General features: G+C 48.4%; 18 protein-coding genes and 2 tRNA genes. 5 read left to right on the forward strand and 15 right to left on the reverse strand.

The annotated features are described in order from the left end of the window. The first annotated feature begins 53 nt into the window (after positions 1–53). Positions 54–503: a DUF2059 domain-containing protein gene (locus HR45_RS11020; protein ID WP_037442923.1), complete on the forward strand. Its 450-nt coding sequence runs from the start codon at positions 54–56 to the stop codon at positions 501–503. A gap of 76 nt (positions 504–579) precedes the next feature. Here the strand turns inward: HR45_RS11020 and HR45_RS11025 are convergent, their stop codons facing one another. The 5 genes from HR45_RS11025 to HR45_RS11045 form a co-directional block, all read right to left on the reverse strand. After that, positions 580–1,905, reverse strand: a complete 1,326-nt coding sequence (locus HR45_RS11025; RefSeq protein ID WP_037442925.1) for an MATE family efflux transporter — start codon at positions 1,903–1,905, stop codon at positions 580–582. A 54-nt stretch (positions 1,906–1,959) separates the two neighbouring features. After that, a complete protein-coding gene (locus HR45_RS11030) occupies positions 1,960–2,928 on the reverse strand; it encodes a nuclear transport factor 2 family protein (RefSeq protein WP_037442927.1) in 969 nt (322 codons plus the stop codon). A gap of 12 nt (positions 2,929–2,940) precedes the next feature. Beyond that, positions 2,941–3,888, reverse strand: coding sequence for a TIGR03571 family LLM class oxidoreductase (locus HR45_RS11035; protein ID WP_037442929.1), 948 nt, complete (start codon positions 3,886–3,888; stop codon positions 2,941–2,943). A 9-nt stretch (positions 3,889–3,897) separates the two neighbouring features. After that, the gene (locus HR45_RS11040; RefSeq protein WP_037442932.1) at positions 3,898–4,362 is read right to left on the reverse strand and encodes a nuclear transport factor 2 family protein; all 465 of its coding nucleotides are present in this window, start codon (positions 4,360–4,362) and stop codon (positions 3,898–3,900) included. 241 nt (positions 4,363–4,603) lie between these two features. Beyond that, positions 4,604–6,676, reverse strand: a complete 2,073-nt coding sequence (locus tag HR45_RS11045) for a sigma-54-dependent Fis family transcriptional regulator (RefSeq protein ID WP_052074695.1) — start codon at positions 6,674–6,676, stop codon at positions 4,604–4,606. A 722-nt stretch (positions 6,677–7,398) separates the two neighbouring features. Here HR45_RS11045 and HR45_RS11050 point away from each other — a divergent pair. Beyond that, positions 7,399–10,095, forward strand: coding sequence for a carboxypeptidase regulatory-like domain-containing protein (locus tag HR45_RS11050; RefSeq protein ID WP_037442934.1), 2,697 nt, complete (start codon positions 7,399–7,401; stop codon positions 10,093–10,095). A gap of 202 nt (positions 10,096–10,297) precedes the next feature. Here HR45_RS11050 and HR45_RS11055 read toward each other — a convergent pair whose 3' ends face one another. Genes HR45_RS11055 through HR45_RS11065 form a run of 3 tightly spaced genes read right to left on the reverse strand, consistent with a single transcriptional unit; the run spans position 10,298 to position 15,961 of the window. Then, on the reverse strand, positions 10,298–11,731 hold the full coding sequence (locus tag HR45_RS11055; RefSeq protein WP_052074696.1) for an efflux transporter outer membrane subunit: 1,434 nt from the start codon (positions 11,729–11,731) through the stop codon (positions 10,298–10,300). Next, positions 11,724–14,825, reverse strand: coding sequence for an efflux RND transporter permease subunit (locus HR45_RS11060; protein WP_037442936.1), 3,102 nt, complete (start codon positions 14,823–14,825; stop codon positions 11,724–11,726). Before HR45_RS11060 ends, HR45_RS11055 begins: the two co-directional genes overlap by 8 nt. Positions 14,826–14,830: 5 nt before the next feature. Beyond that, entirely contained in the window at positions 14,831–15,961 is a 1,131-nt protein-coding gene (locus tag HR45_RS11065; RefSeq protein ID WP_037442938.1) for an efflux RND transporter periplasmic adaptor subunit, read from the reverse strand. A 196-nt stretch (positions 15,962–16,157) separates the two neighbouring features. Between HR45_RS11065 and soxR the strand changes: the two genes are divergently transcribed. Next, complete coding sequence (gene soxR / locus HR45_RS11070; protein WP_037442940.1) at positions 16,158–16,619, forward strand: redox-sensitive transcriptional activator SoxR; 462 nt, start codon at positions 16,158–16,160, stop codon at positions 16,617–16,619. A 234-nt stretch (positions 16,620–16,853) separates the two neighbouring features. Here soxR and HR45_RS11075 read toward each other — a convergent pair whose 3' ends face one another. The 5 genes from HR45_RS11075 to dnaQ all read right to left on the reverse strand — a co-directional run bounded on the left by HR45_RS11075 (position 16,854) and on the right by dnaQ (position 23,016). Beyond that, complete coding sequence (locus HR45_RS11075) at positions 16,854–19,616, reverse strand: TonB-dependent receptor (RefSeq protein ID WP_037442942.1); 2,763 nt, start codon at positions 19,614–19,616, stop codon at positions 16,854–16,856. Between the two features lie 910 nt (positions 19,617–20,526). Then, positions 20,527–20,603 (reverse strand) — tRNA-Asp (locus HR45_RS11080). Between the two features lie 19 nt (positions 20,604–20,622). Continuing rightward, positions 20,623–20,699 (reverse strand) — tRNA-Asp (locus tag HR45_RS11085). A gap of 255 nt (positions 20,700–20,954) precedes the next feature. Beyond that, positions 20,955–22,259, reverse strand: a complete 1,305-nt coding sequence (locus HR45_RS11090; RefSeq protein WP_241461106.1) for a TIGR03503 family protein — start codon at positions 22,257–22,259, stop codon at positions 20,955–20,957. Positions 22,260–22,278: 19 nt separating this feature from the next. Further along, positions 22,279–23,016 (reverse strand): DNA polymerase III subunit epsilon, encoded by a 738-nt coding sequence (gene dnaQ / locus HR45_RS11095; RefSeq protein ID WP_037442946.1) that lies wholly within the window; start codon positions 23,014–23,016, stop codon positions 22,279–22,281. 61 nt (positions 23,017–23,077) lie between these two features. Between dnaQ and rnhA the strand changes: the two genes are divergently transcribed. Next, a complete protein-coding gene (rnhA, locus tag HR45_RS11100) occupies positions 23,078–23,548 on the forward strand; it encodes a ribonuclease HI (RefSeq protein ID WP_037443093.1) in 471 nt (156 codons plus the stop codon). A 2-nt stretch (positions 23,549–23,550) separates the two neighbouring features. Here the strand turns inward: rnhA and HR45_RS11105 are convergent, their stop codons facing one another. Next, complete coding sequence (locus tag HR45_RS11105) at positions 23,551–24,456, reverse strand: LysR substrate-binding domain-containing protein (protein WP_037442948.1); 906 nt, start codon at positions 24,454–24,456, stop codon at positions 23,551–23,553. Then, positions 24,457–25,194, reverse strand: coding sequence for a class I SAM-dependent methyltransferase (locus HR45_RS11110; RefSeq protein ID WP_037442950.1), 738 nt, complete (start codon positions 25,192–25,194; stop codon positions 24,457–24,459). Between the two features lie 125 nt (positions 25,195–25,319). On the opposite strand from HR45_RS11110, the gene gloB reads away from it, so the two are divergent. After that, positions 25,320–26,138 carry a hydroxyacylglutathione hydrolase gene (gene gloB / locus HR45_RS11115; RefSeq protein WP_052074697.1) on the forward strand — a complete coding sequence of 273 codons (819 nt, stop codon included), beginning with the start codon at positions 25,320–25,322 and terminating at the stop codon, positions 26,136–26,138. Positions 26,139–26,306 lie beyond the last annotated feature (168 nt).

Consider the following 26,306-nt stretch of genomic DNA (forward strand, 5'->3'; position numbering starts at 1 on the left):
AGGATTAAGTTTCGTCCCTCGAACAACGCTTCCAACCATCATTCTGAGGGTATATGAAACTATTCTATTTTCTACTCGCATTGTGTTCATTTGGCACATACGCGACACCAGCAACAGATAAACTGTTAGAAGCCAACGGCGCTAAGGCCTATTTTGCTAAAAATGAAGGGCGTATCGCTGAAATTGTGCTGGCAAGCCGCCCAGAATTAGCGGCACAAAAGTCGGTTGTTGAGGCATGGGAACAGCAATACTACGCATGGAGTAAAGTCAGCGAAGCCTTAGCCCCCATTTATTCCTCTCGCTTTAGTCCGCAAGAAATTGCCGAACTAACCAAGTTCTTTAAGTCTGGACAAGACGAGGCGTTTTTTAACACCCCCACAGGTAAAAAATATCAACAGCTTAAGCCTGAGATAAATGCTGACTTCACCAAATTTGGCTATGAATACATGCAAAAAGTCGCCCCCTATCTGAACGACATGATTAAACAGCATAAGTCGTCATAAGCCTTGGTTAAGCTGGAAAACACTTACATTGAACAGTGATGCTGCGGCCGTGAGATTAGCGCCGCGACATCTCATTTCAAGCGGTTGCCAATGACGCCATGGTTTTGCGGTAGGTAAGGTAAGCAAAGGTACCTGCCAGCAGATTACCCGCAAATGCGCCGACGAAAATCCCTTGAATACCGCCCAATTGCGCCCCGAGCCAGATACATGGCAAAAACAGCACAAACAAGCGTACGAGCGAAATTAACAACGCCACATATGACTTCCCAAGCGCATTTGATACTGATACCAAAATCATGCAACAACCTAGCGCACCTAAACTAAACGGCACCAACAGCAGATGCTGGCGCAAGATATGACTCACCTGCTCTTCTGCGCTCATCAGATGGGCTAAACCGTCGGCTGCTAACCATGACAAGATACCGATAAACAGTTGCCAGCCCAGTACGAACAAGAGCGCAACCCGCACTAATTGTGCAATCCGCTCTAACTTGCCAGCACCCAACGCGTGGCTGATCATCGGCGGCAGTGACATAGTCAATGCCAACACCACCACAATGGCGAAAAACTCAACGCGAGAACCCAGTCCCCAGGCGGCTACCGCGGCCGCACCAAAACTAGCAAGCAATTTAGTGGCAAGAATGGCGGAAAGCGACGGCATCAATTGGCTCATCACGGCAGGAAAGAAGATATGACCAACCTGTTTCAGCGCCCGTCCGATCTGTAATTCACTCCGGCGTAAGCTGAGCCAATGCGAGTGTTGTAACCGATACGCCACGATCAATATGCCGCAAAGGAACGACACGCAGGTAGCAATCGCCGCACCATTAATGCCCCAATCCAAGACGAAGATAAACAGCGGATCAAGTGCAATATTCAGCACACTTGTCACCACCATCATGATGCCCGGTAACATGGTATTCCCGTTAGCTCGACAAACACTGTAGAGAAAATATTGTAGTGCGCCCAGCCATGCGCTAAGGCCCCACCAAGCCCAATAACTGCTCACCAATGGATGCACAGCGTCGGTAGCGCCTAAAGCTGACAGCAAGGGAAAACGACACAGATATAGCAGCAAACACACGATGCCAATGACCGCGCAGCCCAAACTGACCACGAGCCCCGCCATCTGCTTCGCCACCAGTGGTTGCTGAGCGCCGAGCAATTTAGCGATCAATACTGTAGCGGCGATACCAAAACCAACTTGCACGCCGATAATTACCATCTGCAAAGGCATGGTAAACCCTTGCAGCGCGAGCGGAATAACACCAAGCTGACCGATAAACGCACTATCGACCAACTGAAAACTCATGATAGACAAGACGCCAAAGACCATTGGCCATGTAGCTTTAAAGAGTGTAGCGGCAAGATTTTGTTGCGATAAATGTAGGTTCATATCCATCAAAAATAAGACCTGCTGAATAAACACAACAGGCCGACAACAAGGTGAATGAAATTATGCGGTAGCGTTACCTACATCAAACTCAGGTAGTTGATGCTCACTGAACCAGCCGGGACGATAATCTGTCCAGCATATCTGCCACTGGCCATTGTGCTGACGCCGCGCCCGCAATTGATAGTGTGCACCATACAGCTTTCGGCCGAGTTCATCCACTGCGCGTTCAGGAATAATACGCGCCACAATAAATTTGGCATGTAAACCATCACCTTCATCTTCGACTTTTACGACCTCAGCGAAATGCTGCCACAGCGTAGCCAAATGACGAAAACTCTTAAGGATACCTATTACCTGCTCTCGCCCATTGAGATTGCCTACCGGCGCAAAACCACCCGCAATGTCTTCACTGTAGGCACTTACCAGTAATCCCATATCGTTTTGGTCTACCGCAAATGAATAACGATAATATAGCTCGGCCAGCGCTTCAGATAAGCTATCTGCAGCTGCTGCGTTGGGCAACAAGGCCCAAGGTGAATGCAACTCACTGACAATCACGGGTGCGTCATCACCCATTTGCCAGCCATTTTGACCGGGCGGTTTACGCCAATGCGGTACGAGCGAATTATTACCGTGGGTCCAATTCACTTGTAAGCGAAGTTCATCAAGTTGCCATTGTTGTTGGCGGCTAAAGCGAAAGACTAATGCTGCGCCAAAGATAAAGAATGTGCGGTTATCCGCCTGAAAAATACCATACACATAACAACTTGCCGCCGCATTATCGCCCTCAACGCCAATATAACGATTCGTCATCTGACCATAAAACGGTTTATTATTCGCATCTTGCATCAGCAGATCTGTCATAGCCCTAGCCCCGCTTGCACAACCATGCTGACTGCTGAACAGTTGGCTATCGTCCGCTAAGAGCTGCGCCATCGCTTGGGAGTTGCCCGCAAACCAAGCATCAGTAAACTGGGTCATGATGCTCGCGAGTGCGAGCTTGTCTTTGTTGCTCTCTGTTACATCCATTTCATCTCCCCCCTAACCCAAAGCGGGAATAACATAGCTACCCAGCTCTTCAATCACCGCCTCGGCGGGGCGCGAAGCCGGTTTTAAATTTAATGCTACGTGTTGCACACCCAACGCTTGATGACGTTGCAGGCGTTCGATTAGCGCATTACGGCCAATACGTACTACGTTATAAAAACGCTGGTACGGCGCATTCGGGTTCTCATCTAAATCAAAAAAGGTTGAATAACCATATGCTGGTGCGGGATGGCCATCGGCGGCTTGAGCCAATGAGGCGATAATCTCAGCGATGGCTTTATCATCATCGACCGACCAAATCCACGCATCCACATGTTGCGCGAGCCATTCAATCGGCTGTCGTGACCGCCCCACAGCCATAAGCGGCAAGCGCTGCGGCATTTTTGGATACAGATCTAAATTGCCGTTGAGCTTGCCGTAATGGGTAGTTTGCACCCGCGGGAACGATTCCTGCTGCAGATAGCGAATATATTCAACGGCTTCGCGATACAACTCACCGCGTGCTTCAAAATCAACTCCGAAGGCGGGATATTCTACTGGGCGGTCGCCAGTCGATAGCCCCAGCACAAAGCGCTGGTTGGACAGCAGATCCAGTGACGCCGCTTGTTTAGCAACAGAAATGGGTTCGCGCAGTGGCAAGACGATACCCGCTGTGCCGAGTGCTATTTCAGTGGTGGCTGCAGCTAGAAAGCCGGCATACACCAAGGGATCAAGCATTTGTGCGGCATCACCAAAGTTAGGATCATAAAACGGGACGTCTCTCAGCCAAATACTGGCGATACCCGCCTCTTCCGCCAGCTTGGCCATGCGCACATGTTCTGCCAATGTTGGAAATGGCGAATTCGGATAAGCCTCAAGCGGTGTCAGTAAACCGATGCTGAGGCGCTCTGGCGAAAAAACGCGGCTAAAACTTAGCGGTGCGTCGCTTAAATTGTCGTACATACAGCCGCCTTATTTATCTGATTCAGCGTGCGGCCAGACCACATCTAACGCGGTTTTAGCGATGCGCCACTCACCATTTACCCGCGCATATTCATCTTGGTAACGCCCCACCAGCAAGAACGGGTGTTGTGCGCTTGGGCGGTCAGTCACTAAATCCAACAGATAGCAGCTACCTGTGGCGCTGTTTTCACCGGTAATGATGATATTGTGGTTGGTAATGGCGTGCACAAACGGAAAGTGAGCGCGCTGTTGCGTATCAAACTGCTGATACGCGTCAGCAAGACTCTGCTTAATGGCGGCTATACCTTTCATTGAGCCAACGGTGACCACCACTTCCGCGTCTTCGGTAAAGACTTCGTCCATGCGTTCGGCATTATTGCCATCGAGCAGCTCACTATAGTGTTGACGCAGAATCCGGATCTCTTCGCGATCCAATAACGCACTAATGCGTTGATGTTCGATTTGATTAGACATGAAATATTCCCATTAGTGTGCCTGTTTATGTAGCGTTAATGCCATTCACAAACAGAAGACTGAACTGATGGGAGCTAGTTTATTGTTTTATTTAAGAGAGATAATCACCTTGAATTTCGTTTCATTTACGCAATAAAGTCTACAATTGGTGGTGCAGTTGCGTTTTTTATTCATTCTGAAATAAAAAGCCTTTGCTAGCACCCACCACCAAAGCCCAAATTGGCCACTACATTAACTGACGTTACTCTTCACAGACGGCCGTATGACGAAAATCATCTTGCGTTATGCCGTAACGTTTAATCTTGTTATACAAACCGCTACGAGAGATCCCCAGGCGTTGTGCCGCTACCCGCAAGTTACCTTGAGTTTGGCGTAGCATGGCGATAATTGTCTCCATTTCGCTAGCGCGTAGTTCACCCGCACCAGTTGTTAGCACTGATGGTGTTGCTGTTACAGCAACACCATGCTTAGGGTCGTACTGGCTGTTCAAACAGATGTCTTCCGGATATAACACTGGTGATTGTGAAAGATTCATCGCGCGTTCGATGACGTTTTCCAGTTCACGAATATTGCCCGGCCACGAATACGCTTCCAACAAACTTTGTACTTGCGCAGATAGCACCTTTTTCGGTTTTTTGAGCATAGTGGCGCTGTGCTCGATAAATGCATTAGCGAGCATTGCAATATCGCCATGGCGCTCTCTCAACGGTGGCACCTGAATTGCCAACACGTTGATGCGATAAAACAGATCAGCGCGAAATTGCCCTTGACTCACGGCCTGCGGCAGCTGCTTATTGGTTGCGGTGATCACCCGCACATCGACCATCTGTCGGTTCTGTCCCCCGACCCGAGTCACCTCTTTCTCCTGCAAAAAACGCAGTAGATTAACCTGCGCGGCCAGTGGCATTTCACCAATTTCATCGAGGAAAATGGTACCGCCGTCAGCTAACTCGAACTTGCCGGCTGCGCCACCTCTTTGCGCGCCCGTATAGGCACCGGCCTCGTAACCAAACAGTTCACTTTGGATCAGATCGCGTGGAATTGCCCCGCAATTGACGACGATAAAGGGCCCGGCTCGTCGCTTACTCGCATTATGAATTGCATGCGCGATCAGCTCTTTGCCCGTGCCACTTTCACCCAATATTAATGTGGTGGAATCACTTTGGCTGGCCTGTTTGGCTTGGAAAATCGCTCTATTGATTGCGGTTGACTGACCGAGGATATTGTCAAAAGTGTAGGTAGCCTTGGCACCGATGGCGCGACGGGTAATAGCGCGAGTACGGCAATTATCCCGCACCGAAATGATTTTATGGCCTTCTGCAGTCATGATGACTGAACAGGTGAGCGTTACCCAACGACTGTCTCGCCGCTGACCACGCACCTCAAGATCTTGGCAACACTTATTGCTGGCCAAAATGCTACTCAAGGCTTCATCCGGTGCAACGACCATGCCCAGCGGTTGCCCCACTACATCACTCACGACGTTAAATATATTGCGGGCGTAACGATTGATTGAATAGATGCAGTCGTGGCTATCAAGGATGATTACCCCTTCGTTCAGCACTTCCATTAAAGTTTGCTGTTCTTCGAGTAACTCCGACAATGTAAGCTGCTTTGAAATGGTCGCGGCGGCGGCCTCTAACATTCCCAATGAATGCGAATGTGCACTTGCCCGTGGGACCGCTAAACTCATCACCCCCATCAATTCTTTGCGCGCATTAAAAATGGGCACGGCCGAGCAATGGCTATGATGCAGTTGCCGCAAGTAATGTTCTGGCCCCATCACATAAATCGGCTTTTGTTCTACTAAGCAGGTCCCCACGCCGTTGGTGCCAAGCATCTCCTCAGTGAGTACACTGCCAAGCGGCGTCAGATTTCGACCTGCGGCATATAACACCACGCCGTGCTTATCCGCCAGAATAATATGGCTATTGGCATGCTGAGTGTAAATCAGAAGGTTATTAATGATTGTTGTTGCAGCTTCAATCAATAATCGATTTTGTGCTAATACGGTCGTTAGGCGCTCTTTATCAATACAATAATATTGTGCCAGTTCAGTCGAGACCAGAGCATTTTTACAGCGCTGCCACGAACGTAAAATCATGGCTCTGACAGAATCACCAGCAACCTTGTCATCATTAATAAAGTTATTCCACTGGGTTTCAATATCTTTGGCAATTAAATTAATGCTCTCAGTTAATTGAAATAGTGGGTTATTTTTCTTGCCATTATTTTCGACAGAAACTATTGCCTGATGCCAACGGTGATCTATCTGAGTTAACGGTTTATTTTGTCGACTTTCTAAACTGTTCATTTGGATTTAATAAACTCATGTTATCTTCAAAAAATAAACCATCCATGTGCACTATTTGGACATGTCGCAGCACATGTTCAAACAATATGTCCATAATCTGTTCACGACCTTGACAGTGTAGTGCAATCCGAGTTTCATTAAATTCCGCTCTATGTAGACATAAAATCTACAATAAAGCTAAAATCCCTCAAAAAACCAAATTTTTTACGCGTTAAATGCATTTAACTCCACAATAAAAACCCATCATAGATCACACTAATTAACTTTAACGATATATTCCATGTGACCAAAATCACTCTTCGAATGGATAGAGTTCACTCGTTTTAAAATAAAAAATTCACGTCGATATCAAGCAAGATTTATATCAATATTTGCGTCAATCAACTTGTTAAATATGTGATATTCGACGTGCAATTATGAGTTGCAGATTCCGATATTGTGATTTCATTCAAACTAATACTCAACCAGCAATAAAAACCCATTATTTCACCTTCAACTAAATAACCAAATACCGTTATTTAGTGCCATTTTTCCTGGCCTGCTATTTGCCTTTTAGGGTTGTTCGTTATTTAAAGCGTATTGGCATAACACTAAGGGGTAAAGCTGTTCCACTGTTCTAAGCAAGTAGTGCCTTTATTACTTTGCTGACAATAGACAATGCGCTTTCGAGACGATGCAGCTTATCCCCAATAACTCATAAACAGATCAATGGGAGAACCTTGATGAGGCGATTTAACAAAGCAGCTATCGTGCTGGCCATCGGCGCTACGATGACTCAGCTCAGCGGTTGTGGCGGTGATGATGGCGATAACATCACATACGTACAAGCGGCAGAGGGTACTGTATCTGGCGTAGTGCAGGATGCGAAAGGACTGCCGGTGCCAGCTGCGGTTGTATCTGCAGAAGACACAGGTGGTGCATTACTCCAAACGGCGACCACAGATGCTAACGGCGCCTATTCGCTAACCTTACCCGTAGGCCAAGTAGTCCTTAAGGTCAGCAACGCATCCTATTCCAGCCCTGATGCACAAAATGTCGGCGTACTCTCTGATCACACAGTTAGTGCTAATTTCACCATGGATGCGGCATCGCAATTTTTAGTACAGTTTACTGAGCAAGTTGATCCGATCCAGCCAGTTAACGATAGTTGGACCAGCCCAGGCTGGGCGGTTTATGACAACCAAGGCTACGGTACATCAGCGACCGTTGGCGCTTTGGTTACTGGCAAAATCGACGATATGCCTATCGAATACACATGGGAAAACCGGTTGAATCTTTGGGACTCATGGCATACCGAAAAGGCAGGAACGGTTGAAGGTGATGACGATACGGCACTCGTTACTTTCTCTGAGATGATGAAGAATTTTGAGTCTCGTGTTGACCCTATCCGTGGCACCGAGATGGCAGAGTACAAAATTCCTGATCGTCTAGGACCATTAACCATTTCTCAAGACCGTCGCGGCTTAATCGCCGTGCGCGTACAAGCAAACGATGCCCATGGCCAGCAAGCATCTATTCACGGTGAAATTCACGCGACTAACCGTTTGCTCGGTATTCGCAACGTGGCGCTGGGTGAACGTATCTACCTGAACCGCGGCAACGATGACGATTCACAAGTGTGGTCAATGGTGTCTCAACCCACTGGCTCCACTGCCGAGCTGGTGGATGCGAATTCACGAACCCCCTATTTCTTCCCAGATAAAACGGGTGAATATGATTTCGTGGTTAATGGCCAAACGCTGAAAATCTTTGCCGGTAAATATATGGGGGTTATTACCGGGATTGATGAAGAAGGCAATCCAGAGAGTGATGCCACCTGTACTACCTGTCACCAAGGTGGCGTTGCAGGTGATCAGTTCACGCCGTGGTCTACCACTATGCATGCCAATATTTTCCGTCAGGATGTGGCGATATCTCCTGCCGAAGAAAGTATGTTTTGTGGTCAATGCCACGCCGTAGGGGGTGATATCCAATCTGCACCTATGAACAACGGCTTAGCATATGTAGCAGAGCAAGAAGGCTATAAATTCAGCCGCATTGAAGCGTTGGAAAATCCTCGTACCGATGCGTGGCCAGATATGGTGAAGAACTTCCCTAAAACCGCGCGCATGATGAATATCCAATGCGAAAGCTGCCACGGACCACAAAACTCACCTGCGCACGGCATGTACGACATGGTAGATGGTAAAACGCCTAATCCATTTACTAGCCCACGTATTTCGTTCTCCGCAGAGTTGTGCAGTAACTGTCACTATGAACGCATTCAATGGACGGCATCTAAGACAGTGAGTCCAACCTCTGGCGAAAGCCATATGAACGAGCAACGTGCACTGGAACTGGGTACCGACGCTGATTGTGGTCGTTGTCACTCAGCACAAGGTTTCGTCGCATATGAGAAACAACTGCAACAAGGCAATGTCGGTAAGATTGACGATCCACTATGGTCTTCAGTGACAGCTGACAACGTTGAGCCAGTGACTTGTACCGCTTGTCACGACCCACACGGTAATGGCAATGATCTGCAAGTTCGTATCGATGGTGATACGCCTGACTTACCAGCAGGCTTCAATATGCCCGGCGTTGGTCAAGGCGCTACCTGTATCGCCTGCCACAACACAGCTCAAGGTGTGTTAAGCGATAACAGCGGCGTATGGTTGCACGAAGATAACGATGAACCAGCGCCTGAACAGCAAAACTATAACATCGCCCACGGTTCTCAAGGTGACGTGTTTGCGGGTCGTAATGCTTGGTTCATGGGTAACCAATTACCTATGGTGGCAAAACATGCTGTGATTGATGATTCGTGCGTCAAATGTCACCAGTTGTATAACCCAACCATCAAAGATACACCTGCGTTTGGCAAGCTAACTCGCACTCACCAGTTCTGGATTGATGCTGACAAACTGGATCAGCAATGTAACTACTGTCACGGTAGCTCGATTGATCCGAACACCCCGGTTGATGGTGTTGAGCATAACTCTGTGCCTGGTGAAGCCGTTGATGCTGGAGCCATCACTGCATCGGTTGCAGCAGGCTTAGATAACTTAGCTGAAAAAATGCAAAACGCTGCCTTTAGTCGCTTAACGTCCTTCGATAGCCTAGTGATCAACTACGGTGAAGCGACTGTAGCAGGCAACCAAATTTCGGCAGTAGCGTTAGCCAATGTCGGCAACAAGATTGGCTTGAAGCTGACACTGAGCAGTCCTGCGGTTATCGGAGGCGAGTCAGTCACTGAATTGACTGTATCCTTGGATAAACTGGCTGATGCAGCCACAGGTGAAGCGGTTTATCTGCCAAACAGCAACTTTGTTAAAGGTGCTTGGAACTACTTCTTGATCAACAACGATCGAAGCCAAGGTATCCACAACTTGAGCTTCTCTCAAGCGGTGATCAACAACACTGTTGCTCAAGTGTTCTAATGGGCAAATAAGGCAAACAGCGAATAAGGATTAGGTGCTACCAATATCATTAGACGTTAAATAATCGGATTGCGTCCCGGATGAAATAATGTTGCAGGGTATTGGTTAGCACATTCCTTCCCGCTGTTAAACTTCCCAAAAATAAAGGCCATTCATAGATTGAATGGCCTTTTTACTACCGCGATAACATCTCTACACTTAGTTAATTGTTGGCAATAGTGGTGGCAGCCTGCTGCCACCCTCCTCCGAGCGCCTTAAACAAATCCACTTGTGCATTAGTCAGCGCTACTTGAGCGTCAGCATTGGCAGCACGACTATCGAGCATATTGCGCTGGGTTACCAGCAGATCCACATGGGCAATAGCGCCAACATCAAAACGGGCTTTGTCCAACGAATACGCGCGCATGGCATGTTGCTGCGCCCGCGCTAACGCTTGCTGTTGTTCCGTCACCGCATTGAGCGAGGTCAGTGCTTGTTCTACCTCTTTCAGTGCGGTTAGCACCTGCGCATCAAAACTCGCCACCGACGCCTGTGCTTGGGCTTTAGCTTGCGCTAATCGAGCTCGTGCTGCAGTGGTATTCGGAAAATTCCACGAAATCAGCGGTCCAATTCCATAACTAAAGCTATCGCTGCCTTTTACCACATCATTGTGCAGATAATTGGCCGACGCTCCCAAAGTGATCCGTGGGTACAAATCGGCGGTGGCCACACCAACTCGCGCGATATCGGCGGCTAGCGTTGCTTCTGCTTGACGTAAGTCTGGCCGACGCCGTAGCAGTTCGGTGCCGTCGCCGACTGGCAGCGCAACTGCCACTGCCGGTGGAAGATGACAACTTTGGAGATCGCTTGGGGCTTCTGCAGGCGTTAGCCCTAATAAGGCACTTAATTCAAACAATGCATTTTGCTTAGCCGCTTGCGCCATCGGCAGTTGTGCTTTTACCGCTTCCATTACCGCTTCAGCACTCGCGAGGGCGGATTCCGTCACGGTGCCAGCTTGTAACTGCGCCGCGACAATATCGCGTTGGTTTTGGCTGTTGGCTAGTGACGCTTGCGCCAATTGCAACTGATTACCATAAGCGCACAGGTTGAGATACGCGCGGGTGGTTTCAGCGGCCACAGTCACACGCACCATATCGCGCGCAGCTTGTTCGGCAGCAACATCAGCTTTGGCAGCATCAATCGCTTGGCTGATGCGGCCCCAAAAGTCTGCTTCCCACGCCACCGATAATCCCGCCGATTCGCTCCACTGTTCGTCATTGACGCTTTGCTCGGCATCACCATAACTGGCACCGCCGGAGAGCGTAGTTGACGGCAATCTGTCGGATTTCGATTGTCTTAGCACAGCTTGGGCTCGGCGCAAGTTAGCTTCTGCCACGCGCAGATCGTTATTGGCACTGAGTGCTTGGCTGACTAGTTGATTTAGCCGTTCATCTTGATACAGCTGCCACCAGTCGTTTGGCAATGGTTGCAGTGATTCTTGACCATCAGCACGGCTAACAAAATCACCGCTATTGATCTGCTTCGGCGCATAACCTTGCTTATCTGGCGCGGTATTACAGCCCACCAATAGTATTGGCAACAGCAGTGCCAGGGGGCGCAAGCGATGTTTGGTATTGGTTGATTTTGAATTAACCATGGGCCACCTCACCATTTTTTGCTGCATTAACGGTTTGTTCTTCATTAGCGTCGGTGGCCGATAAATGATGATCATTTTGGTGGTTGGCGGCCAACAAAGTGTAGATGGTTGGCAGTACAAACAGGGTGAACAGGGTGCCAATCAGCATGCCCATCACCACCACGATACCGATAGCAAAGCGGCTCGCGGCACCAGCGCCAGCGGCAAACAGCAGTGGCACTAAGCCCGCCACCATCGCCGCAGTGGTCATCAATACTGGGCGCATCCGCACTGCGGCGGCGTGGCGAATGGCTTCTAGCTTGCTCATTTTCTCATGCAGCTGCATATCGTTAGCGAACGACACCATCAAGATCCCGTGCTTGGAAATCAGACCAATCAAGGTAACCAAACCAATCTGGGTGTAGATGTTGAGCGTGGTGAAACCAAGATATAGCGGCACCAGTGCGCCACACACTGCCAGCGGCACTGTCACCAGAATCACCAATGGATCGCGGAAGCTTTCAAACTGCGCGGCTAATACCAAGAAAATCACAATCAAAGCAAAAGCGAACGACACGGTGAGGCGATTCCCTTCGTGCACAAATTGACGGCTGTTGGACAACCAATCCACCGTGGTGCCATCCGGAAGCGCTTGTTGCTGCAGAAAGTTAACCGCTTGGCCCATGGTTACGCCCGGCATCAATACCGCGGATAACGTCGCTGAGTTCATCTGGTTGAACTGCGGCAGTTTGTTCGGCTGTGGTTTAATCTCCACACTCACTACTGTTGATAACGGCACTAACTTGCCCGCACCGGTGCGCACGTAGTAGTTGCCAAGATTATCTGGTGTAAGGCGGTCGTTTTGCGGCACTTGGGTGATCACATCATAAGAGCGATCAAACCAGTTGAAGCGGTTGATGTAGTTTTCACCCACCAAAATAGCCAAGGTATCGGCAATCTCCGCCATACTTATCCCAAGTTCACCGGCCTTATCGCGGTCGATATTGATGTGCGCTTCGGCGCTATCAAACGCCAAGTCACTATCAACGAAAGCAAACAAACCGCTGCCCCACGCGGCGCCTTTCAGCCCCATCAGGGTTTGGTACAGCTCGCTAAATTCGCCTGATGAGCGGATTACCATCTGCACAGGCAGACCACCGGTAGAAGCTGGCAATGGGCTGTCTTGAAACAGCGAGGTGTATACGCCATCAACGCCTGCGGTCATGCCCGCCAATTGGCCTTGGATTTCATCAGCGCTGCGTTCACGCTCTGACCATTCTTTGAGGATCACGCCGCCGAAACCGATGTTGGCTTCATCATTAGCGATAGCAAAAAAGCTACGCTCAAATTCAGGTAAGTCTTGAAACAGTTTATCGACTTGGGTGCTGTATTTGGCAGTGTAATCAACGTTAGCGTATTGCGGCCCTTTGGTTTGCGCAAAGATGTAACCCATATCTTCTGCTGGTGCCAGCTCACGTTTGGCACCGGTAAACAGCACACCAATGGCAGCTAGAATTACCACCCCCACAAATAACACCGCTGGACGAGAAACTAAGGTTTTATCTAGTAATTTAACGTAGCGGCTGGTCAAGCCTTCCATGTAACGCTCAATCCATTGCTCCAGTTTGGATTCGGACTGACGTGCTTCTAGCAATTTGCCACTCATCATCGGCGACAGCGTTAACGCCACAATACCGGAAACAATCACCGAGCCCGCAAGCGTAAAGGCGAATTCGCGGAACAGTGCGCCAGTCAAACCGCCCATCATACCGATTGGCGCGTAAACTGCGGCAAGGGTGATAGTCATGGCGATCACCGGACCAACGATTTCACGGGCGCCTTTAAGCGCAGCGTTAAATGGCGATAAGCCTTCTTCAATATGGCGGTGAATGTTTTCTACCACCACAATCGCATCGTCCACCACCAAACCGATGGCGAGCACCATTGCCAGTAGCGTCAACAAGTTAAGCGAGAAACCAAAGGCTAACATCAGCGCGGCGGTACCAAGCAGTGACAGCGGAATGGTGACAATCGGAATAATCACTGCACGGAAAGTACCGAGGAACAGGAAGATCACAATCACCACGATAGCGATCGCTTCCACAAGTGTGTGCTGCACTTCTTCAATAGACGCATCAACGAAGTGCGCCACATCGAACTGGCTGACCACTTCTAACCCCGGTGGCGCGACTTTTTGCATATCGTCAATCAAGTTATTGATTTGCGATACGATATCCAGAGGGTTGCCATCTGGCGTTGGTGAAATTGCTACCGAAACCGCGCGGCGGTTAGACGCCAGCATCGCGGAATCGTAGTTCTGGCCGCCGAGTTCCACCGTAGCAACATCTTGTAGACGTACCACGCCTTGGCTGCCTTGTATCAGCACCATTTGCCGGAACGCATCGACACTGCGCAGATCCGTACCCGCGGTGATATTCAGTGCAGTCGCATCGCCCTTCAGTTGCCCCGGTGACGCTTGAATGTTGTTGCTACGCAGCGCACTAGCCACATCACTGGCGGTCATACCACGAGCCGCGAGTTTCACCGGATCTACCCAGATACGCATCGCAAACGATGCGCCGCCCACCACGGTGGCTGACGCAACGCCCGGCACCGAGGTGATCAGCGGTTGCGCTACCCGTGAGATAAAGTCGGCGATTTGCGGTGGCGATAAAGTATCGCTTACAAACGCTAAGTACTGAATCGCCGAAGCACCGTCAGTGATTTTGGCGATCACCGGATCGGTGACGCCTTCGGGTAAACGGTATTTGACCGTTTGCACCTTGGACAGAATCTCGGTCATCGAGCGATCCGCATCAGCGTTCAACACCAACTTGGCGGAGATATGGCTTTTGCCTTGGCGCGAAGTCGAAGTGATGTACTCAATGCCGCTGGCAGTGGAAATCGCTTGCGCAATCGGCGTAGTCACAAAGCCCTGCATCATATCCTGCGTAGCGCCAGGCAACGAGGTGTCGATGGTAATCGTGGCGCTTTCCATCTGCGGATATTGGCGGATGGGTAAGTTATAGGTGGCGCTGAGGCCAATCAGCAAAATCATCAAACTGACGACGATCGATAATATCGGCCGCCGAATAAACAGATCAGTAAAGTGCATATTGCTTACACTCCTGTCGCTTGTAAGTGTTGCACCACAATATCGGCGCCTGGCTGCACCCGGTTCTGCCCGGTAACAACGATGACATCGCCCGCTTGTATACCACTGGTGATCTGAATGCGGTTATCGATACGTTTGCCAATCTCCACTGCGATGATATCGGCCTTGCCCTGCTTTGTAGCATTGTCACCACGGACGACCACGACGCTATAGCCTTGTGCCGAGGTTTGTACTGCGGTAGCAGGTACAACTATCGCATCAATTTGTGCAGGCAAACTCAGTGCTGCGTTGACGTACATGCCGGGGCGCAGTAACAACTCAGCATTTTCAAGTTCGCCTTGGACCAGCAGGTTGCGAGTATCATTATCCAGTTGCGGTTCAATGGCGTGGACTTTGGCACTAAAGTGCTGCTGCGGATAAACGTCACTGCTTAGGGCGATCTCGCCACCCACCTTTACCGCGGCGAAATCCTGCTGAGGTAGCGTAAATTCCACATAGAGTTTATCCAGCGCAGTTAAGGTTACCGCCTGTTGGCCGGGACTCACATATTGACCAAGGTTGATTTGGCGAATACCCAACTGCCCCGCAAATGGCGCAATAATTTGCTTTTGACGCAATTGTGCTTTGGCTGCGGCAACATCTGCTTGCGCTTGAGCAAATGCCGATTGGCGCTCTTGCAACACATCCAGAGATTCCGCACCTGAAGGTGCTAATTGTTGAGAACGTTTAAGTTGATGCGCCGCGTAAGCTACACGCGCTTCAGCAGCTTGCAGCGCCGCTTGCTCTGGACCGTTATACAATTCAAGCAGCAGTTTATCTGCGCTAACTTGTTCGCCCGAATGGAAGTGAATGCCGTCAATACGACCGGCAACATCCGCCGAAAGCGTGACTTGGTTAACCGCTTTTAGCTCGCCAACCGCATTTAGCGCCAAAGGCAACGGCGCAGCGGTCACTTGCATGGCGGTAACGGGCACAGCTTGCGGTTGCCAATGGGCTTGATGGCTTGAGAGATAGGCTTTCCAGTAATACACACCGCCGAGCAGCAGCGCGAGGAAAACCGCAGTAATGATTAATGTACGTGTTAAGTGCTTGTTTTGAGAAACCGGCGCTGGCGGCAGCTGGATACCATTACTCATGTTGACCTCCAACGGCAGAATGGAAAGTCGATGCAGTAATGCAGCGTGCGATTAATACGTCATGACGAAGGGAATAATGTCTACCCATGTCGGCTCCTGAATAAAGTGGTCAGAGATTGAATGAACGCTTGAATGCGTTAGCCGACGCGAATACTATTACCTCAAGTATGGTTGAGGTCAACAGGAATTTTACATCATGGATAGCTCTGGTGCGTTATCAGTGGGCGAAGTGGCCAAACGCAGTGGTGTCGCGGTCTCTACGCTACATTTTTATGAAACCAAAGGTCTGATTTCCAGCACCCGTAATGCAGGAAATCAGCGGCGCTATGATCGCAAAGTGTTACGTAGAATAGCGGTTATCCGTATTGCACAGTCGGCCGGCATACCGCTAAGCGAAATCAAAAGTCATTTAGATACCCTGCCGAATACACCAATATCCGTGAAAGAATGGCGCGAGCTCAGCAGCGAATGGCATGCAATACTCACAGAACGCATCGAAGCGTTAACAACGTTGCGTGATCGTATGGAGGGATGTATCGGTTGTGGCTGTCTGTCATTAACCGATTGCCCATTACGCAATCCGAATGACGTGTTAGCCAAAGAAGGCGCTGGTCCACACTTGCTTGGTGACGAGCAAATAGCGACTCAGAAGACATAATAAATATCGGCGCTGTACTCAGATTGGCAACAGCGCTGCTTACTGCGCCCTTCCCCATGTAACAACAACTGACTGCAACGCCAAACCGGCGGCTAGCAAACAAATTATTCTTGCACATAGCTATTGGCCAATACGCAAAAATGCCGTCCACTTAACATGGACGGCGAAAGTTGCCGCTTGCTCAACCCAAGCGGCGTACCGGAACTGGGATGTTTACCAGTTTAAAAAGGCTAGTTACATAGAGTAACGAATGCCTAAACCAAAGGTGCGGCTGTAGATAGACGCGGTATCGTTCAGATATTCCTTCTCGTAATACTGATTGAAGACTTGGTTGGTCAAGTTAGTGGCGTCAAATGACACAGACAAGTTATCAGTAATGTTATAGTTCAATTGGAAATCTAAGCTTTCCTCAGGTTGACGATATACACCGCGAGGATGCGCAAAGCGACCTGAACCATAACGCAGTAGGAAGTTGTCACGCCATACATACGACAGACGCGCACTGAAGTCTTCTTTTTCGTAAATCAGCACACCACTGTATGAAGTATCTGACACGCCGAATACTCCACGGTGGTCATAACGTTCCAATTCACCTGTATCACTGAACACTGGGATATCTTGGTCAGAATCCAAGAAAGTACCACTCGCTTGAATACCAAAGCCATCCAACCATTGCGGTACATTTTCTAAGAAGTAAACCGCACCGATTTCATAACCTTTCAACACACCATTCGAGGTATTGTCAGGTTGCGACAGGATGTAGTCTTCAATCTCACCAGTGTTTGGATTCGGGAATTGTGTACGACGCAGTGAGCTGAACACAAAGCCTTGAATATCACGATAGAAGTACGTGCCATACACTGAGCTGCCAGAACCGAAATAGTATTCCAAAGAGAAGTCATAGTTTTTCGATTCAACTGGACGCAACGATGAGTTACCGCCGTTAGCATTACCATAACCGACGTTGGTCGTATCTGGATGCAGCGAAATAAAGCTGTTCAGATCGCCAAAGTTAGGACGACGCAGCGTTTCGGTATAAGCAAAACGTGCCAACCAATCTTCAGTCAGGTGATAACGCAACGTCAGGTTAGGCAGGAACTTGGCGCTGGTATTGGTATCTGAGCTGTGCAGCACTTCGCCGACTTCGCCATCCCAATGCCAGAAATCCATATCAGCGCTAGCATAGGTGTAACGCACACCAACTGAACCATCTAAGCGCTTACCAAACAACTCTGTATCAAATTCACTTTGAATATATGCAGCCCATGAAGTTTGGTCGATTTCAAAGTTCTTTTGCATCGTGATGCGACGCAATTGCTCTTCATCAGAGGTGAAGCCCCACAGATCACGATATTCAGCGCGATTATCCCACAGTGCTTTACCACTCATGGCAACCCAAGAACGTGGCAGATCGCTGCGACCATCAAAGAAGTCGCTGTTGGTACCCAACATGCTTGGGTCCAAATCCACTAATGGAATTGCATTAAATAAGTTGGAGTCACGGCTTGAGCTTTCAGCAGTACGTTTATCATAACGAATACCGGTTTTCGCTTTGGTGAAAATGCCCCAATCCACATAGAAATCGAGGTCAGTGGTAAAGGTAATACCATCACCTTTATCTTTACCGCCGTTATCAAACATTGTTGAAGTCGTCCAACGGCTTGGATCTGTCAGATCCAATTTTTCGCCGTACTCTTCAACGTATGGAGTCCATGCCATTACCCCATTATCGTGGTTAAAGTCTGCGTACACGTATGGCATGCGAGTATTGGCCTGCATGGCCACGCCTTCACGTTTATATTCGCTGGTTTGGTAAACAATTTCGGATTTCAGCGTGGTATCCGCATTCAAATCCCATTTACCACCCAAGGCGAACATGTAGCTGTCGGTTTGTTGCTCGCCATAGTCACCGCTGGTGAAAGCACCAGAGTTGCCCCAAGCGCGAGTTTTAATCACGTTGGTGCCTTCAAAGAAGGTAGGCTGAACATCGGTGGCAACACGGTTAGAGTCTGCGTAGGTAAGAATCATGTGGTTATAGCCTTTATTGCGATAACCATTATAGAAAGTTTCAAACACATACTCAGAGGTATCATTTGGTGCCCACTGCAGAGATAAATTCACTGCAGGACGTTCGCGTTTACCTGTGCTATCTGATTGGTTCAGTGCATCACGGCCTAAGTAATACTCGACGCCGTCTAATGTTGCACCAGGTGTGCGATCTACCCCGTGCTCTAGGCCCATTGGGTAGTTGTACATGCGCGCCAAGTTATCACTGCGGAATGGCACAATTGCACCGGCAGAAGCATTCTCGTTGCGGTACTGCGTACGCGCATAAGATAAGTTCAACAAGGCACCGACTTCACCGATGGAAGTATTCCAACGGTTACTTGCCAAGGCACTCACAATCGGATCGGTTTTATCTGCAAGATCTTGATAAACGCCACGGGCGTTCATCATAAATTTAGAACCTTCAAAGTTGAATGGGCGTTGAGTACGCACATTCAACTGGCCCGCAATACCACTTGCCAATTGGCTGGCGTCACGAGTTTTAAATACTTCAACACTTTCTAGAAGTGCCGCAGGAATGTCCTGTACCGCGAGGGTACGCCCAGCAGCGGTAAACATTTCGCGGCCGTTAACGGTAGTGGTCACGTCAGTTAAACCACGAATAGATACACCGCTGACTTCACCAGATGCACGGTCAGTTACCTGCACACCGGTAACCCGCTGCAGCGCTTCAACTACGTTGTTATCTGGGAACTTACCGATATCTTCGGCCACGATGGCGTCAACCACTTGTACGGATTGACGCTTGATATTAACAGCTTTGTTCAAACTGCTACGAATACCAACGACTTCAATGGTTTCCATCTGTTCGTCGGCTTTCTGGGTCTGTTGAGCGGTGACATCTGCAGCAGCATTGTCATCGGCGGCGTAAATGGCCTGACTGAAAAGTGCCATAAAAATGGTACTTGCTAACGTCGTTTTCTTAAACATCTCGGATAATCTCCAACATTGTTATTATACAGAGCCAGCTAACCTTTACGTCTTCTGTCCCTGTTCGTTCAATCAGCAGCGCCATTTAAAGAGTCCCCACTCTATACCAACTTCGCTGCCGAATGCCCCACTTTTGCCACCGGTGGCAATATCTAACAAAAAATATTGCCACCGGTGGCATTTATTTACATAAAAATGTCGAACTAATACTTTTTACAACCAACTTAAATGTAACAACACCCATCGAGCTTTTGTTACAGTTTCTAAATCATATTGTATGTTTTTTGGTTTTTCAATTGCGGATATCTCGAAAGTGCTCAGCATCACATAAAGAAATAAAACCTTTTATTTCATATGGATAGATTATAAAAAAGACAAGAATGAGATGTGATACAACCAAACGTTAGACTAAAGTCTTGTAAATCAATCAGGAAGATTACCCTGTTAATAAATAATTTATATAACAAAATCAATTAGCTAATTCATAACTTTATTCACGATTTTGAAGCAAAGCAATTGAAAATGTATTCGCCATGAGCGTGATTTAAATCACGCTCAATATAATTCAGCGTATTCTTCATTTGTTTTTCAAATAAGAATCAGCATTAACAATTCATAAAACAAGTAATTGAAGATTATCGTCGTCATTTAAAAATACGATTGATTTAATGCGTAACAATAGGGGTTATTCAATTTAGTAAACGTATTAGAGAAGCGTTATGCACAATGCAGCAATAGATTCACTAGTCATCTGATTGCAGACGTGAAAGACGTGTCATTTCACATTAAAGGCGTAATACCGAATTTTTGAGTAACTCAGTCAAAGCGAGCAGACAAGCGCTGATGGTAGGTAGGCTCTGTCAAATGCAGGCACAAAAAAACCAGCATCGATGCTGGCTTCTTGTATCGTTGGCGGAGCGGACGGGACTCGAACCCGCGACCCCCGGCGTGACAGGCCGGTATTCTAACCAACTGAACTACCGCTCCATAACGATCTTATCCTAAGTGGCGGAGCGGACGGGACTCGAACCCGCGACCCCCGGCGTGACAGGCCGGTATTCTAACCAACTGAACTACCGCTCCACTTAGGATGGCGGCAATAATACGAAGCAAGCTATTTTGCGTCAACAGTTTTTTAACCGATTTAAAACCGTTCAGCCAATTTTTAACCAAAGGTGAATTTTTCTCAAAATTCTTAAGCTTAGTTAGCTGAATTTGTTAGGTCATTGGGTGATTTTCAATCAACATTCACAGGTAATACGGGCAGCAAATATGTTGTCATTTAACGGTCCTATCGATGATAAAACGCTCAACTTAACTGCCCAGCAACAGCTAACGCTACTCGTTATCATCCGGCATCGTTAAATCAATATCGCGAATCCCCGTTTTCTGCTGGTTTGCATTCCCCTGCTCCTCTGCGGCTGATTTTTCTGCGGCGGCCAGCGCCAACTTAAGAGTTTGCCGTTTACGCAAGAACAATAACAACCCGGCACCAAGGATGAGCAGCACCAGATTACCTATAATGACTAAGGTAAGCGCAGAACTCTTAGCACTGGCCTCTTCCACCTCAGCTACCGCCGCAGCGCGTGCCGCCATCTCTTCAGCACTTGGCGGTGGTGCTGGTGGTTCAACATAGTTAAAGAAACGTTCCGGCAAGGCTACCACGATTTCACGACCGGTTTTTGTGGTACTAAATAAGGTCCCCTTAATGCGATAGCTGCCGTAATCTCTGACATCGGTTAGCACTAATTCTTTCTTTGCCGCGCCCTCTAAGCGCTCGCTGAGATTCGATTGAAATCCAGCGGGTCCCACGACAGAAAGTTCAAAGTATGATTCTTCCAACTTTAACTGCTCAGCGTCAGCCACAAGCGCCAACTCCCAAGCTTGCTCACGCGGATTTTCTGGCTCAACCACCTGAATATCAGCGGGAATTTTAGACAACACAAACGGTTGCTGATACTGACGTTGAAACACTTCATTCTGTGCTTGGATCGTCAGTAAATAGTGACCCCAAGGTTGATTGAGATTGATATTAGAAGTGAATGTGCCATCGTCCGGCCGTTCATCAAGGTCGGCGCCGTTATCTTGGTAATTACCAACACCAAAAGTGCCTGCCGCAAAATTGGCGTCTTCCTTATCTTGCTGAGAGGCAAAAGTCGCGTTCCACTGCACCATGTAGGCAAGTCCCGGCAAACGCATTTTTAAGTCATCACCGGTTAGCCACGCTTTAAGTTTTAGCCGTTCACCTTGATAAAGTGGTTGCGGAAAAGGTTCTACCTCAATACCGAGTTTTGAAAGGCGGACAATTTTCGAACCTTCCACAATCTTACCGGTCAATTGCCACGGGCCAGGCGTTGGATTTTTGATATTAATCAGATCGCCACTTTCCGAGTCGGTCCACTTAACAGTGTCCGGATGGCGCGAGGAATACCATTTACTGCCATCAGGTTGGATAATCACCACCGGCGCAGAGCCAAAGTCACGCTGTACGACGAGCGTAACTTCCTCAACCATATGATCGATGCGGAAACGGTTTTTTAATTCTGATGCTTGCGCAATGGGCACAGTATCGGCATACGCCGACATCACTGCCAGATTAGCAAGCGCCAAAACACACCAGATCACACCCCGAAAAATTGTCACCAAGTTGCAGTCCTAATGATTAATCGCGCCAGATACATTTACCCGATTTTTTTCCCACCAAATCAAGGCGCTGTTCATGCATACTTAGTTCATCGGCAGAAGCCGAGATCACTTTAAGCGCAGCACGCGCGGAATTTAATCGAATAATCCCACCAGCTTCGCCGCCATTACTTTCGCCGTCCAAACTTAAATTAAATTTCGTTTGACCACCGGTCATCACCAGATAAACATCCGCGAGGATCTCGGCATCAAGTAGTGCGCCGTGATAGTCACGACGTGAGTTATCGATATGATAACGTTTACATAAAGCATCCAGGTTGTTTTTCTGGCCCGGATGCAAAAACTTGGCGATCTCTAATGAGTCCAATATCTGGCAAATGTCTTTTACGACAGGCCCTTGCGGCGTTAGCAAGCGAAATTCATGGTCGATAAAGCTAACGTCGAACGACGCGTTATGCGCGACAATTTCGGCACCGTCGATAAAAGCGGCAAATTCGCCGGCGATTTGGGCAAACACCGGTTCGTTTGCCACTCTTTCGTTGGTAATACCGTGAACCGCAATCGCCTCTTCATCAATCGCCTGTTGTGGGTTGATGTATTGGTGATAGGTGCGGCCAGTCAGGCGACGGTTAATGACTTCGACGCAACCAATTTCGATGATGCGATGCCCCTGATAAACCGGGCCACTGCCCTGATTCATACCTGTGGTTTCGGTATCGAGAATAACCTGTCGCGTCGCATTTGAGATGATATTCATGTATGTTGTCGCTTTTGGAACGGATAAAGCCCTTAAATTATTGGGCTATGTTAGCAAGTTGATGACTGAACTCAAACACATCCAGATATTTACTGATGGTTCTTGCCTTGGTAACCCCGGCCCTGGTGGTTATGGTGCAATTCTTAAATACAAACAACATATCAAAGAGTTGTCTAAAGGCTACAAGTTAACCACCAACAATCGCATGGAATTGTTAGCGGTGATTGTGGCGCTTGAAAGTTTAAAAGAGCCATGCAAGATCACGCTGACCAGCGACAGCCAATATATGCGTCAAGGCATTACCCAATGGATCCATAACTGGAAACGCAAAGGCTGGGTAACCTCCAACAAGACGCCAGTCAAAAACGTCGACTTGTGGAAGCGCTTAGATGCCGCATGCCAACAACATCAGATAGACTGGCAGTGGGTGAAAGGCCATGCCGGGCATCTGGAAAATGAACGCTGCGACGAGTTAGCCCGCACAGCGGCCGAAAACAAACCGACCTTAGAAGACAGTGGTTATCAGCCTTAGTGTTAGTCCAGCGCTTTATCCAAGCGTAAAAAGTTGTCGCAAAACTCTATAAAGGCTTTCGCGAGCGGCGTAAAACTGTGGTGTTTATGCCGCAGCAGATAAAACGGCCGCTCCAGCTGCATGCCAACCACATCGACCACATTGATTTCGCGGCGATTGAGTTCCTTTTCAATCGCGAGCTCTGACAGCACTCCCAATCCTGCGCCCTGCTTTACCGCTTGTTTTATGGCATCTGGTGTGGGAAAGGTATAACGCACTTCGGGACGCAGATTGAGCTTATTCGCGGCGTTGACGAAGTATTCTCTGGTACCCGAACCTTCCTCGCGTAATACCCATAAGGCATCACGTAGCGTTTCCGGATTCACTCTCTGACCTGCAAATGGATGGGCCGGATGGCAAAACACCTTAAGTTTGTCGTGATGCCATGCCGATACATCTATTCGACTATCGAGACAGTATCCCTCAATAAATCCTAGCTCTGCGCGAAACTCAGCAACTTCCCGTATTACATGGCGCGAATTATCAATATTCAGATCGATATTGACCTCAGGATGCAGCTGCGAAAACGCCACCGCGGCCTTCGACAACAGAAAGTTGCCGATGGTGTTACTGGCACTGACACTCAGTGAACCCGCTAACACGGTTGCAGATGGTGTAAATGCGAGCTCGATGGCATCAACCTGCTGTAATACAGATGTCGCCAACGGTAATAACATTGCGCCTTGTGAGTTAAGTTGCAGTCTATTGCCAATGCGTTCAAATAATCGGGTATCAAGTTGCTTTTCTAATTCTGATAGCGCCATTGAGGTTGCTGGCGCCGAGAGATTAACGCGTGCAGCAGCTTTCGCCACTTGACCAGAGCGCGCTACCGCCTCAAAAATCATCAACTGCTTTAAGGTAATGCGCATCTATTTATGATCACTTTGCTTCATATTTCTGCCCGAGAATCCGCCGGTAGCCGCAGGCTGCCAACCGGCTACCCGTTTTTTATTTTTAGGCGCTATGGGTGTTAAGGGAGTATCAAGCTTGCGCGCAATAAACAAATATAAAGACCCAGTGCCGGGCAGTAGGCGTTGCTGCCACTGACGACAAAGCCGCGGATAATTCCAATCCGGCAAAAAAGAATGAAACCCCAGACGTTCATCAGCCACAAGTTGATAGCCCAATAAGCCAAGCCAATCCTTGACCCTCGCTGGCATAAAAAATCTACCATACCAAGGCCAACGGTTTTGATATTGAGGAAATAACTTACCTGTGTAGGCGCTACTGAATGGATTAATACCACAAATCACTAAATAACCACCGCTGACTAACACGCGGTCGACTTCACGCAAAATACGGTAAGGGTCCTGCTCAAATTCCAAAAGCAAAGGCATGAGTACCGCATCAACGCTGCAGGATTTAAGCGGCAGCTGATCAAAGTCGGCGACAACGTCAGCACGATGATCCGGAAACAGTGTAAACGTGTGGTTAATCTTACTCGCGGATGACGTCATCTCTAAACTCAAGGCACCAAGCTTGAGCAGGTGATAGCCAAAGATCCTCGGCCACCACTCTTCCAGCGCATTGTCGACTTCAGCCAACAATTGCGGGCCATTTGGCAAGGCTTCCCATCCCTGCCACAGTGATTCAGTAGTTGAGGACACGTTTAAATACCGGTCTGACCATTCATTTATTGTTAGATTAATAATGGATAGGCCATTGAGGCAAGCCGCACAGTGAGTTAAATTGTGCACTGTGTCACATCAAAATAACCGACAGGAGTTTTTCAATGGCTCAGTCCATTCCTTTTAAGCAATCGCATCAGGGGTTTATCGTCGCACCGATCCCCGCGTTCAATGATAATTATATTTGGGCGATTTGCGATTCATCGGGGAATGCTTGGGTAGTTGATCCGGGTGATGCTTCACCAGTTATTGACGTTTTTCAACAGAAAAACATTAGCTTAAGTGGCATTTTGCTAACCCACCACCATGGTGATCACACCGGTGGCGTCAGTGATTTGTTAGCCCATTTTGGTGATGACATTCCGGTTTATGGTCCTAAAGGATGCCATCCAGCGATTACGCAGCCATTGCAAAACTCAGGCGCGCTAACGCTTGAGTCGAAACACCACAAATTCGATATCTCCGCTAAAGCTTGGCCAACGCCTGGGCATACACTCGATCACTGGGTGTATCTATTAGATGATGCATTATTCTGTGGCGATACGTTATTTAGCTGCGGTTGCGGACGCATGTTTGAAGGTACTCCAGAACAACTCTATCGCTCGCTGGCATCTTTAGATAAGTTATCGCCGCTCACTCGCGTATATGCTGCTCATGAATACACGTTGGCCAACATCAACTTTGCGCTAATCGTTGAGCCGGAGAATCCTGAACTTCAGCAGTATGCACAAACCGTAGCGGCGGAGCGACAGCAATCTAAACCAAGCCTCCCTTCTACCATTGGTCTAGAGAAAGCCGTTAACCCCTTCCTCCATTGCACAGATGATCGTTTACAGCGAGTTTTGCAACAACAATTTCAACAACCCTGTCCAGAACCTGAGCACCGCTTAAAACTTCTGCGTCTTTGGAAAGACAACTTCTAACGAATCCGTTAGAATGCCAAACGGCCGGTCATTGAAATCGGCCGTTTGTTTATTTTTATAAATAACAATAAGTTAAATATTTTCAGCACTTGCTGGTCAACTAATCAATGATTGGGTTACTGGCGGGATGAAGCTGTATTGCCTAGATCCACTTTGAGGTAAAGCGCT

Source organism: Shewanella mangrovi (assembly GCF_000753795.1).
GTDB classification, from domain to species: domain Bacteria; phylum Pseudomonadota; class Gammaproteobacteria; order Enterobacterales; family Shewanellaceae; genus Shewanella; species Shewanella mangrovi.